This is a genomic window from Viridibacillus sp. KH_047 (assembly GCF_057838945.1).
The window spans coordinates 2,009,397-2,021,958 of the sequence record NZ_CM174479.1; the positions used below are offsets into that span (position 1 = coordinate 2,009,397).

At 35.0% G+C, this 12,562-nt stretch carries 13 protein-coding genes, 2 pseudogenes and 1 other annotated feature (1 of these 16 running past the window's edge); of the genes and pseudogenes, 11 read left to right on the plus strand and 4 right to left on the minus strand.

The genetic code is table 11. The features are described from left to right. The first annotated feature begins 326 nt into the window (after window positions 1–326). The 8 genes and pseudogenes from AC3IS5_RS10045 (at window position 327) to AC3IS5_RS10080 (ending at window position 6,120) form a co-directional block, all read left to right on the plus strand. On the plus strand, window positions 327–536 hold the full coding sequence (locus AC3IS5_RS10045) for a DUF6440 family protein (RefSeq protein ID WP_489427679.1): 210 nt from the start codon (window positions 327–329) through the stop codon (window positions 534–536). A gap of 151 nt (window positions 537–687) precedes the next feature. After that, on the plus strand, window positions 688–999 hold the full coding sequence (locus AC3IS5_RS10050; RefSeq protein ID WP_489427680.1) for an inner-membrane translocator: 312 nt from the start codon (window positions 688–690) through the stop codon (window positions 997–999). 474 nt (window positions 1,000–1,473) lie between these two features. Further along, complete coding sequence (locus tag AC3IS5_RS10055) at window positions 1,474–2,040, plus strand: GNAT family N-acetyltransferase (RefSeq protein WP_489427681.1); 567 nt, start codon at window positions 1,474–1,476, stop codon at window positions 2,038–2,040. Window positions 2,041–2,043: 3 nt separating this feature from the next. Beyond that, window positions 2,044–2,403, plus strand: a pseudogene (locus AC3IS5_RS10060) (DUF3267 domain-containing protein); the annotation flags it as partial. Window positions 2,404–2,515: 112 nt separating this feature from the next. Next, complete coding sequence (locus AC3IS5_RS10065; RefSeq protein WP_489427682.1) at window positions 2,516–3,136, plus strand: DUF2441 domain-containing protein; 621 nt, start codon at window positions 2,516–2,518, stop codon at window positions 3,134–3,136. Between the two features lie 208 nt (window positions 3,137–3,344). Beyond that, a complete protein-coding gene (locus AC3IS5_RS10070) occupies window positions 3,345–3,881 on the plus strand; it encodes an AAA family ATPase (RefSeq protein WP_489427683.1) in 537 nt (178 codons plus the stop codon). A gap of 1,224 nt (window positions 3,882–5,105) precedes the next feature. After that, the gene (locus AC3IS5_RS10075) at window positions 5,106–5,357 is read left to right on the plus strand and encodes a hypothetical protein (protein ID WP_489427684.1); all 252 of its coding nucleotides are present in this window, start codon (window positions 5,106–5,108) and stop codon (window positions 5,355–5,357) included. A 292-nt stretch (window positions 5,358–5,649) separates the two neighbouring features. Next, a complete protein-coding gene (locus AC3IS5_RS10080) occupies window positions 5,650–6,120 on the plus strand; it encodes a peptide-methionine (S)-S-oxide reductase (RefSeq protein WP_489427685.1) in 471 nt (156 codons plus the stop codon). A gap of 240 nt (window positions 6,121–6,360) precedes the next feature. Here AC3IS5_RS10080 and AC3IS5_RS10085 read toward each other — a convergent pair whose 3' ends face one another. Together AC3IS5_RS10085 and AC3IS5_RS10090 are read right to left on the minus strand one after the other, a co-directional pair. Further along, window positions 6,361–6,522 (minus strand): multicopper oxidase domain-containing protein, encoded by a 162-nt coding sequence (locus AC3IS5_RS10085; protein ID WP_489427686.1) that lies wholly within the window; start codon window positions 6,520–6,522, stop codon window positions 6,361–6,363. Between the two features lie 140 nt (window positions 6,523–6,662). Beyond that, window positions 6,663–7,448, minus strand: a pseudogene (locus tag AC3IS5_RS10090) (SDR family oxidoreductase). A gap of 421 nt (window positions 7,449–7,869) precedes the next feature. Between AC3IS5_RS10090 and AC3IS5_RS10095 the strand changes: the two are divergent. Continuing rightward, window positions 7,870–8,406, plus strand: a complete 537-nt coding sequence (locus AC3IS5_RS10095; RefSeq protein ID WP_489427687.1) for a DUF3267 domain-containing protein — start codon at window positions 7,870–7,872, stop codon at window positions 8,404–8,406. Between the two features lie 552 nt (window positions 8,407–8,958). Here AC3IS5_RS10095 and AC3IS5_RS10100 read toward each other — a convergent pair. Next, window positions 8,959–9,585, minus strand: coding sequence for a hypothetical protein (locus AC3IS5_RS10100; protein WP_489427688.1), 627 nt, complete (start codon window positions 9,583–9,585; stop codon window positions 8,959–8,961). An 809-nt stretch (window positions 9,586–10,394) separates the two neighbouring features. Here AC3IS5_RS10100 and AC3IS5_RS10105 point away from each other — a divergent pair. After that, complete coding sequence (locus AC3IS5_RS10105; protein ID WP_489427689.1) at window positions 10,395–10,880, plus strand: GNAT family N-acetyltransferase; 486 nt, start codon at window positions 10,395–10,397, stop codon at window positions 10,878–10,880. Window positions 10,881–10,990: 110 nt separating this feature from the next. Next, window positions 10,991–11,386: a hypothetical protein gene (locus tag AC3IS5_RS10110; protein WP_489427690.1), complete on the plus strand. Its 396-nt coding sequence runs from the start codon at window positions 10,991–10,993 to the stop codon at window positions 11,384–11,386. 106 nt (window positions 11,387–11,492) lie between these two features. Here the strand turns inward: AC3IS5_RS10110 and proC are convergent, their stop codons facing one another. Then, a complete protein-coding gene (gene proC, locus AC3IS5_RS10115; RefSeq protein WP_489427691.1) occupies window positions 11,493–12,302 on the minus strand; it encodes a pyrroline-5-carboxylate reductase in 810 nt (269 codons plus the stop codon). A gap of 50 nt (window positions 12,303–12,352) precedes the next feature. After that, window positions 12,353–12,562, minus strand: a binding site (T-box leader); it runs 6 nt beyond the window's last position.

Genomic DNA, 12,562 nt, shown 5'->3' on the forward strand with positions numbered 1-12,562 from the left:
TTCATAGAACAATATCTACTCATAGAACAATAGCATGTTAGAATTTCTTATTGCGCTAAGTATACTTTTATAACCCACATGTATATCGGTAAGTCAGTGGAAACCAAAAAGGAAATTTTAGTTTAGACTTTTTTGTCTTTGTACAAGAATTTATTGAAATAGTAATTATTATTTTGTATGTATTTTTTTACTAACGGGGCAGGTTAATACAATGTGCTGTTGCCAAGAAAATCGTTGCCTTTTTACTACTTTTGTAATAATTACCTGCTAAGATCGTAGTATAAAGAGGGGTTATTTGAAATTTCAGTAATATAGGGGGCGAAAAAATGTTTAATAAAGACTCAGAGAAGAATAAAGGCTCAAAGAAGAGATTTGAAGAAATCCTTTCAGAAAATGGCGTGGCTAATGGAAACAGAATAATAGTAGATAGAGAAACAGGAATTCAATATTTATTTAGTTGGAGCGGATATGCAGGGGGAATTACCCCACTATTAGATAATAATGGGAAACCGGTGATAAAACCAAATAATGAATAACACACTTTATCTTGTTCAACTATAGGGTGCTTTACTTGAAGATCATTGAGTTGCATATGCAGCTCTTTTTTTCTTTCTTGAACTAACGGGGCAGAATAGTTCAACAAGGATAATGGGTATTTTTGGTAAAATAAAACTAAGGAGGGATATTGTGGAATTTTTAATTTTGGTATTGTATATCTTAATTTTAATATCACTTAATGTTGTCTTCTCTAAATTGTTTTTAAAAGGAAAATTAAATCTTATGGTATCAGGTATCATTATGATGGTACTTGCTCCAGTGATTGGTTTTTCAAGTGGTGCTTTACTTCTTCATTTTTATGATTGGAGTTCTGGAGGAATAGGGGAAGGTGCAGGCTATGGTGGAGCATTTTTAGGACTTATAACATTAGCTAATGGGGTTCTCATTCTGGTGATTGGGGTTATAAGGCGGATTTTAAATTTCGTAAAAAAAGTGAAGTGATGATTCGTTATTCAAGTAACGGGTGCTTTAGTAGAAGATTGTAGAGCTGTTTAGGCTACTCTTTTTTATTCAACTAACGAGGCAGGTTAGTTGAAGAAGGGTATACATTTAAAATGTAAAAATGGTATTATTTAGGTAGTTATACATTTTTCTTAAATTAAGGTATAAATGGAGTGAATTTAATGAAGATACTAAGCAAATTACCCAAAAGTTGTAGATTTAAAATAAAGATTGATCATTTGTTATAAAGTCCGATAATTTGTAAAAAGGATTGATACAATTGCATTGACAAGATGGATTATGACAATTCAACAAACGGGCCATTTTGCGGAACAAGGATTAGAAATCACAGGGGAAAAAGAGTTAGCATTGGTGAATATTTTGTGTACCCTATTTTGAGAATTATGGAAATGATATTTGGAATGTTTTAGGCCATGTGTGGAAGTGGCTTGTCTTAGGAGAGGAGATAAAAAAATGATTGAATTACGAAAGATAACCGGGGATAACATAGATGAAGTAATAGCACTTGAAGTTGAAGAAAACCAGGAAGACTTTTTAGAAACTACTAACCTCAGAAGCTTTGCAGACGCTCATATGTTGAACGCAGACGGTATACCAGCGACTCCCCTTGCCATTTATGCCGATGAAGTTGCGGTTGGCTTTTTGATGTATATTTATGATACGTTGGATCATGAATCATTTGAAAATGAAGTTTTTTACGGGAAGAAGAGCTATTTTATTTGGCATATTATGATTGAAAAGAGTTACCAGGGGAAAGGATATGGCAAACTTGCTTTTGAAAAAATGTTGATGGATATTGAAACTACGCCAGATGGAGAAGCAGAATATGTAGCCCTCTTTTATCGAACAAGTAATGTCATAGCTAAAACATTATACGCTTCATTTGGTTTCGTAGATACAGGAATCATTCAGGATAATTCGATGTTGGCGATTAAAAATCTAGATGGGAAAATAACAGAATCTTTAGTAGAATATTATCTTTTGGAAAGAAATGTAAGATATCAACGTCTTGACCCATAATTTTTCATTCCGAATTTCACTAAATCAGAAAAAACATATGTAGGATTTACGCTGTTCGGAGGTTTTGTGATAACCGAAGAAGAGATTTCAAAATCAAGATATATCTTCATTACAATTGCTCCTTTTATTATTATTTCAATAATTTTACCACTTATATTAAGTGCATTTGGGCTATTAACAACGACATTAAAGTTCTTGATAATACTAAACTCAATGACATCGTCAGTTGATATACTTAATCTTCTCCTTATAATTAAACAAGTCCCGAAAAATGAAACTTTAAAAAGTAATGGACCAAATACATATTGGAAAAACGTACAAATGAACAAAAAGTATAAAGAGAACGAAAATCATCTTATTTAATTAACTGGTGTAATAATTTGGGATCAGAGTTGCATAGGCAGCTCTTTTTTCTTATTGAAATAACGAGGCAGGTTAGTTCAAGAACATGGTATTTTGGAAAGGTAGGTAGACTATGGAAAAGAACGAATTGTATGTTTATCATATCGTTACTAGGAACAAAATGAGTCAAGGACAGATAATTTACTTCAACAAGTACCAAAAGAACACCTTATATCGCTTCTTCTTTGAGAGAGAACAATTGAATTCTAAAGGGGATGACTTCATTCAAATTCTACAAGGTCATTATACAAATGAAGGCTTGAACTTGAGTAAAGAAAATGCCCAAGTAACTTTAAATAGTGTTGACCAAACAATCAGAGCTATTAGAGAAGCTATAGTAGAAATGGTTAGACTTCAAGAATATCCTGAATATCCTTCAAGGTTGTCTTGCTTATACGCTACGAAAAGCTATGAAGACGCTTTGAAATGGAAAGCGTTATTTGAATTTTACAATCGGAAGGTTTTGCGGATTGTTAAACTTCGAGTTATTGGAAATTCTTTTGAGGGAGATGCAAACCTTTTACCAAAGGCGGATGGGGTCCCTTTTTCTCGGAAAATTGAACAAGCTATAGAATATTGGAAGGGTAATGTAAAAAATGAACTACCTGAGCTTTTGGTTAACGGAATCATTGAAGTGGTAGAAGTTATTGAAGATTTTTCATCATTATCGAGTGGTTTAGTGGAAGATTATTGAGCTGTTCGTACGACTCTTTTTTTATTCAACTAACGGGGCAGCTTAGCGGAAGAAGGATAATGGAGACTTGCTGGATTATTAATTAAGATATTTATTACTATTTTAAAATCACCTTAAAATATTCAATAAAGACCCAATTAACGCAAAATATTAAGTTTCGTAACATATCATAGTTTAATAAATAATTCATTTCAAAGGAAGTGATTTTTTGAATACAAAAAGAACAGTCTTTTTGATAAGTGGTCCCCCCGGGGCTGGAAAGAGTACATTGGCTGATGAGATATGTAAAAGTATGGACGGGTTATGTGTACATATAGAGGGGGATCTGTTATACAATTTGGTAAAGAAAGGATGGGTACATCCTTGTGATGATCACGATAATTTTTTTCTGAATGTCTTATGGGACAATATAGTTGCTCTGGTTGAAAACTTTACAAACAATAATATGAATGTAGTTACTGATTATGTTTTTTCTATAGAGCAGATATTTTCTGTTATAGATAGAATAAAGAATTTAGATATTAACATTAAAATAATAGTAATTAAAAGTGATATAAATATCCTAATTAATAGGGATAGACAACGAAGTGGAGTTGCGTATGTAGGAGAAGAAAGAATTAGACAAATTGTTAAAGATTTTAATTCAAATAAATTTCCAGAAAGAATGATACTTGATAATAATGATGCAGATTTAGGGGACCTTGTAAATATCGTTTTGAACGAAGGTAGGTTTACCGTGAATTAATTTGTAATATTAGCTTAAGGCATATCTTAATAAATCAAAACAAAAACTTTCTTAATCAATTAACGGGGGGCTTTAGTTGAAGATCTTGGAGCTATTCAAACAGGTTTTTTAAATTCAACTAAAGGGGAAGTCTTAGGGGTTTCCACGGGATCCCTTTGTCCCAACGAGCCTAATCATGTGTTAACAAGTAGAGGGCGAACTGTTTAGTTGTCGGGATCAAGTCCCACGGGCAGTTCCGTTCTACCCCGGCTACTATCAATCTATAAATTGAATAAAAAATAGTCAACCAGATTTCTCTAGCTGACCTTATAATACGAACGAGGCAGTTTAGTTTAATAAGGAAAATGTTTATAATGTGTAATTTTTCTGATAAATAGACTTTTTTTCAGGAAGAACGTTAATGTATTAGCAGAAGAGGAAGATTTCAGGGGTTTGAGAAGTATTCTAATAGGATTGGACGAGTTGATATGATGGGGGCTGTATTGTTAGGAGCATTATTAGAAAAAGCCGATGTCCCATATTTAAGAGAACATCGGCTTTTCACTATCTAAACAAACGCATAAAAGATCCTAATTGTCTCATCATATTATATCCATTCTTTATGGTACCGGCGTGACCCATAATTGTGTTGAGATGCTTCGGCAGGTTTCCTAACATACCTGGAGATGAATTGTTAGGGGACATGGAAGATGGGTTCCATCTATTGTCGTAAGTTTGGCCAAACTGTTGTCCTTGGTAAGGGGCTCCAAACTGTTGTCCTTGGTAAGGGGCTCCAAACTGTTGTCCTTGATAAGGGGCTCCAAACTGTTGTCCCTGATAAGGAGGGCCAAATACTTGTCTATTTCTTGGGGGAAAGGATCTTCGTGGAACTGGTGAAAAAAGTGGCATATACTCACCTCCTAACAGAGTAACCTATCTATAATATATGGCAGTATGTTGTTTGGAATTAGACTTTTATGAAACTATTATTTAAGTACACAAAGAGCAGAAACTTGGGTACATAAAAGAAGGCTACAATTGAACCCTCCTTTCAAATAATTCTAATTTTCTCTTGCAGACAGCTCTTTTTTTATTCAACTAACGCAGCAGGATAGTTGAAGAAACGTAATGCCTGATATATGTAAATGTTGACATATGATGTTAATTTTGATTTAAAGAAAAAAGTGAAATAACTAAGTTTTTTGAATATAATGTTTTAACTAAAATAATTTAGGAGTCGATGTAGTGAGCCAAATAGATAAACGAAACAGATTAAGTGAAGAGCCATTTACTTATCAAACAACGAAAAAAGGAACGATAGTTATTTATTACAAAGGTAAACAAATTAAAATTATAAAGGATAGTGAGGCTGAGCGTCTTATAGCAAGAATTAAAGAAGTTGAAGATAATATAACAGAAGTCCAGTTATTGTTAGCTAGAATTACAGGTAACTTTAAACGTGGTAACGAGAAAATTAATAAAAACAAAAGAAAATAAACTAATCCTTCACTTAGTAGGTAAACAAATGGAACAATAGAAGAGAAGATGCTTGTTTGTTCAACTAACTGGTGCTTTACTTCAATAAGAAGTAAAGCCTTTTTCTTATTGAACTAACGGGGCAGGTTAGTTGAACAATGTTGTTTAACTTGTATTCTACAATCGGGCTATAATGTGGAATAATAAAATTTGTCATTATTTTATTGTGTAGTAGACTTAGTAACTACAGTTTTATCCTCCTATTTACTAGGAATGAATTTTTTTGATTTTTTAAACAAAGAGGAGAGTCAATATGGAAGTAGTATATTTTGCAGGTGGATGTTTATGGGGAGTACAAGCTTTTATAAAAACTTTACCTGGAGTTAAGTTTACAGAAGCTGGAAGAGCTAATGGAACAAGTCATACACTTGAGGGTGATTATGATGGGTACGCCGAATGTGTAAAAACAGGATTTGATCCGACAGTTGTAACAATCAGGGAATTAATGGGATATTTATTTGAAATCATTGATCCATACAGTTTGAATAAACAAGGACAGGATGTTGGCGAGAAATACAGAACAGGAGTATATAGTGAAAAGCCTGAACACTTAAAAGAAGCGAAGGCGTTTCTTGGTGAGAGAAATGATTATGACCGTATAGTTGTTGAAGTATTACCTCTTACAAACTATATGAGAAGTGCAGAAGAACATCAAGATAGGTTAGCTAGATGTCCAAATGATTATTGTCATATTCCAGAAGAAATATTAAGTAGGTATAAGTAAGGGAGACGGGCCCGATTGTTGAAGAAGCGTTTCTTTCCTTATTCAACTAACGGGGAGCTTTAGTTAAGTATTGGCTGTCTTACATGGCAGCCTTTTCTTATTGAGTAGTAAAGCTAAATACTGCCGTGAATTTTTATTATGTGAGCTAAAAATAATATTACCTAAAATGAAAAATAGCTTATTGATATATCAATAAGCTTGGTATTCTACGTGATATTTCCATTGAGAATAAATAGATCTCTACGGCAGTACTTTTAACGGTCTCATCATTTCATTATCCTCATGTTCAAGCATATGGCAATGCCATACATATCCGGGCCCAAGGCTAGGGTCGAATGGATAGGTACTGCCATCCTGGTACGTAAACCGAACTCTTATCGTCGTTACTTCTCCTAGATTCATTTATATGGTATCCTTCCAGCCTGAGGCAGCTCAGAAACGGGATTACGCCACAGTTGGCCATCTAACGTAACTTTCAAAGGACCATTAGGACCCTCCAGTTCAAATAAAGTTAAAGTTCTCGTTTTCTGATGGCATCTCTCTTAAATGTCCATATCCCACCATTTTTGTTCTTCTTGCTTCATCTGTTTTTCCGTTTGCTGAGGATAAGCGGTTCGGAATTTATGATGGTCAGCTGGGATGATTTCTACCATTTTTGCAATCATATCTTCCGGATCAAACTGGTTCTTTAATCCCTCTTCTGCCTTTTTTATATCCTCTTTCTTCGTGAAGTTTTTCTCTTCATCGTACCATGTCCATAGCTCTTCTGCAGATCAATCATTAAAACCTGTCTTGAAGGAACCAGGGTTAATGGTGGCAACTTTTACTCCAAATCCTTCAAGTTCCAACTGCAGGGCATGGGCAATTGCTTCAATCGCGTGCTTTGTAGCTTCATATGGACCGCCATTTGGAGATACTATAATTCCAGATTGTGAACTCATAAAGACGATTTTCCCGCTTCCCTTTTCAACCATCTTCCGTGCAGCTATCTGTACTGTTTCCAACGTTGCGAAAACATTTACCTCAAAAAGTGCCCGAAACCGTTCCATCGGCACTTCCCCGAGCGGCCCTCGTTCATTAATGGCAGCATTTGCAACAAATACGTCAAAATCATACTTCTCAATCTGTTCCAGATCCAAAGGGTTCGTAATATCGACTTTAATCACCTCTATATCCAGTTCCAGGTCATTTGCTTCCCGCAGGAGGTCTGTTTTTTGAGAAGTCAGCTCTGTAGTCGCAATCACACGATGGCCTTTTTTGGCAAGACCAATTGATGCACCTCTGCCAAGCCCGGTGCCTGCACCAGTAATGAAAATTGTTTTGCCCATGTTAAATTCCTCCATTCAAAATAGCATACCAATATATTGTTCCTAATAACAGTAAGGACAAACCGAATATGGCGAAAATATTTATTGAAGAAAATGGCGCGATTCTTGAAAAAAGTTCGCTTTTGGTGCGTTTGTTGAAGATGAACCATCATTTTTGATGGTCTTTTTTTATTGAACTAACGGAGCAGGTTAGTTCAATAAGCAGGAATGAACTTTTGTTGTAAAGATCGGATTGAAGGGTGAGATTCTATATAAGTGGTAATGAGAAGTATAGTAATTGACAATTACTAGCATAGTTGGAGCTAAGTATTTTTAGAGAAGGGATTTTGTACACTAGAAACGAATTATTTCTAAAAGGGGGAATTGTAGGGATGAAATCATTTAAAACGTTGGAATCAGCAAAAAGAGGGAGTGGACGCTTATGATAATATCGTTTCGACATTTACCGCAAATAAGTATGGATTTGGTAGAATGGACTCCTTTCATAAAGAATAATTGGTTTCGAAAGCACTATATGAAGTTTGTTTATTTCCTCCAGATCACCATTTTTCTGATGTCCCTTTTCTTTGATGCATGGACCGTTTCTATCAATACATTCGCTCTCATCTTAATAGGTATCTTTGTCTTCATCATTCACGAATCCCTTCACATTGTTGTGATAAACAAAAAAGGTGATATTAGCTTAACATTTCGCGGAACATTTTTTTGGCTACATACAAATGCAGTCTTATCCAAAACGAGATTTTGGATCTTTATGAGCCTGCCCCTCATTGGATTATCCGTAGTGCCTGCCATTGTCTCATTCTATGTATCAGGGAATATTAAATCAATTTTATTATTTGTAAGTTGGATAAACTTATGGATTTCCTCCTCTGATATCATAAATTCTTTTTTAATTGTCATTAAACCGAGGAACTCAGTATTTTGCAGAGGTTATTACCGAGCGGAAAAGAATTAATAGCATTTCTACGAGAAAGGTATACCATATCAGAGATTATGTTATTAAATTACATATACTCCTCTAGCGGTTTGGGCAGATAATCATATAATTATAGGATTATGGGAGAAGATAAATGGCACAAAAACGAAAATATTTATTTTTTTATTTTTAACTTACGAATGTATTAGTTAAAGAACAAAGGGTTGCTTAGGCAACCCTTTGTTCTTGTTAAACTACTTGGAGAGGAATAGATGATACGATAGAGGCAATTCGTATCATCTATTCCTATTTCTAGGTATTATAATAAAAAGGAAGAATTTTTCGATATTAGATATGTAAAGAGCGGTATTAATTCTTTAAAAGAGTCATGTGTTGAATAGTACGGTGAAATGATTGTTCGTGGAAAGATGATTGTGAGGAATAATACCGAGGAACTACTGTTTTAAGATATCCTTCTATATCAACTTAAAAATAGCCTCATGAAACATGAGGCTATACCGATTCAAAAGATGTATAAAGTTAACGTTTCTTCAGAAGGCGAAAACTAACAGTGCTGGCCAAGCTGAAGGATCAATCACATCTATATTTAAATTTAGGTTCTGTCTGAATGTAAAAGGCATTTCTTACTTGCGCACACCAATTGGCAAAGGCGGATCTCCATTCGGGCGTTTCAAAGAATTGTTCAACAGTTTGTGTTTCAGAATGCCACACGATAAATAGATTGAGTGGGGCAATTCCTCCTGCCCAAATTCCGTTATTTGCATCGGTATCCTCTTCCCTGACTAATAATAAGGGTAGTCCAAATTGAAATGCCATTGAGGGTTCTACTTGCGAATAAACGGAACCTTCCCAGACCGGAGTGGGTGGTGGGAGGGGTCCGGTATTGACATCGACTGTTTCAACTTTAAACCGACGAAGGTTGACTGCCAACATTCCATAACTTGATGAAACTAACCGACGAATATCCGTTAAAATTGATTCGGGATAACTTTCGCTTAGAGGCAATGTACGCGGAAAAAGCAAAGCGTTCTCAATCTCCAAAATTAGACGGTTTAGAAACCGTTGTTGGTTGTCATTTAAATGCGTTGTCGTACTTAAAAATATGGGAATACGATAAGCGCGGTCAATGCATGCTTGATGTGCTGGATCTATATTTTCTTTATCTCTGCGTGAATCGTTATGTCCATCACGACTCATTTTCTCACCTACTTTTTTTCTTAGTATATGAAAAAGGAATAAGGAGGATTGGACATAATTGTTCAAATAACGGGGTGCTTTAGTAGAAGATCTTTGAGCTGTTCAGACAGCTCTTTTTTTATTCAGCTAACAGGGCAGAATAGTTGAATAATTTAAGTGGGTTTAAACCTTTTTGCTCAGTCATATATTTAAGAATGAAAAAAGGCAAAATCACTTTAATTGGAACCATTATAATTTTATTTGTTACACATAGCCCTATATACTCCAAATACTTACCTTCTTTTGATCAGCTTCATCTTGAACTTCTTGCATATCCTCTAAATGGCGTGTATTAGGCTTAGTGACAGGGTTCTTGCTGTAGAAAGAAAAATATAGTTTTCAACCTTTAATAAACGGATTTTACTTAATTTGGTATTCATTCTAGAGTGTGATTTATGAAACGAAATTAGAAGAACGATGAATTGATAGAACACTTTGGAGTAGCTCCAAGCGAAAGAAAATTAATTGGTATTAAAACAGAGGCAAGTCGTTTAGGATTTGCTGCCTTCTGCTAGTAGAGGATGACATGGAAATTAGTCAATTATATGGATAACTAATAATGCTTGTTGGTTATGTTGTTTTAGTTGCCATAAATGTTGCGATGCTTTTGCCTTAGATCATTTTTCAAAGGTTTGTTTTCTACTAATCCCTTGATACAAAAGGGATTAGGTGCTTTTTTTAATGTAACATATTGGAATGGAAAGTGTTATTATTATAAGTGGATTAAACCTATTTGATAAATTTTTAAGGACTATGGAGGGGATAGTAATATGTTGAAAATACGCAATGTGAAATTAGAAGATTTACCTGAACTTGTGACAATTGAAAATCTGTGTTTTACAAAAGAAGAAGCAGCGACAGAAGAAGCATTCGAAAAACGAATTCAATTGATTTCTGACAGCTTTTATGTAGCGGAAGTAGACGGAACAATTGTTGGTTTGATAAATGGTCCAGTGATTGAGCGACCTGCAATAACCGATGATTTATTCAGTACAATAAAGCAAAACCAAACAACTGGTGGACATCAAAGTATATTAGGTTTAGCAGTATCCCCAGAATACCAAAAACAAGGAATTGCTTCAGCACTACTCGTGCATCTTGAGAAAGAAGCAGCAACTAGCAAGCGTGAGACAATTACATTAACGTGTAAAGAAGAATTAATCGGTTATTATGAAAAGCAAGGCTATAACAATGATGGCGTTTCTAACTCAGTGCATGGTGGGGAAGTTTGGTATAACATGAGTAAAAGACTGTAAACTTATTTCTGATATTCACTTACATAAAACACCCTTATAGTGTATTATTACACTATAAGGGTGTTTTTCGTTTATTTAATAGTTTAAAAGCAATCTCTAGGAGGATTTTAATGATGAAAAAAGTAGCACTTTATTGTTTTATCATCTGTTTATTTAGCTTTCCATATGTTTATTTTTCAATTTCTCAAGACTTTAATGAAAGATCAATGACGGGCTATTTGTTGATGATAACTGCAACAACGATTATCGCATTCTTTGGTAGCTTGACTAATAACACAATAGCCGTATTTTTAGGGAATATTGGATCGTTCATTATTTCGTATTATTTCAACAGTAAGATGATAAATATTGACGCTTGGGATGGATATTTTAAGCCCATTGGCTCAATTCGCTTTTTAGAAGTAGTAAGTGTATTGAATTTAATCCCTCAATTGATGGCAATTAAATTTGCTAAAGGTCTGAACAAAAAGCGGAGAGAAGCAAAATGTATTCTATCTAAAGAATAATTTGTTGGAATTGTAATCATAACAAGATAAGTCAATTTGATTTTTGATAAAAAAACCCTGAAAAAGCAAGATAAATCGATGCTTTTTCAGGGTTTCTTTATAGCCATTATTCACTTTGCGCTAATTCGCGTGATTTCGCTTCAGCGTCATGGATGCATGCCATGATCGCGTCTTTGAAGTGGTTTTCTTCTAATGCTTTAATGCCAGCTTCAGTAGTGCCACCTGGGCTTGTTACTTTTCTACGTAGCTCTGTTGGTTCTTCTGTAGATTGTTTTAACATTTCAGCTGCACCTGCGATTGTTTGAATGGCAAGTGAGCGTACGATTTCACGAGATAGTCCGTACTTAATGCCAGCTTGTTCAAATGCTTCTACTAAATAGTATAAGTATGCTGGACCACTGCCTGAGACAGCTGTTACCGCATGTAGTTTATCTTCTTCGACTTCTATTACGGTTCCTATTGCTTCTAACATTGTCATAAATTCTTGTTTTAAACTTGCATCGATTTGTTTATTAAATGATACGCCGCTTGCTGACATGCCGATTGTAGCTGATGTGTTTGGCATAACGCGAGCAATAGGTCGTTTTCCTAAACTATTTTCAATCGTTGCAATGGAAATACCTGCAACGACGGATAAGACAGCTGTATGTTCTTGAAGGAGGGGAGCTAAAGCTTCCATTCCTTTTATAACGTCTTTCGGTTTCATAGCTAAAATAATGCAATCTGCAACTTTTACAACATCGCGACTGTCAGAAACAATTTGTACGCCATACGCATCTGCAATACGATTCAGTTTTTGACGATCGGACTTATTCATAATATGAATGCTTTTGGGTGATACGACACCTTCTTTTACCCAACCTTGAATTATAGCTTCAGCCATTGAACCTGCACCAGCAAATACAATTGTTTGCATAATTGTCGCCTCCTGTTTTTTTAAATAAAAAAAGCCTTCCCATCCTTCTATAAAAGGACGAAAACGCATGTTTCCGCGGTACCACCTTGTTTTGCTAAAATACTTTAGCACAACTCTCGCTCCTTATTATCGCTAAGGGACGGCTATGTTTTCATAGCAGCTCAGAAGTAGGTTCTAAATATTGAGCGGGTCATGTGACTTGCAGCCGGTGGTCACACTCTCTTTACACCATCAATATTTGTACTATTCTTCATCTACGC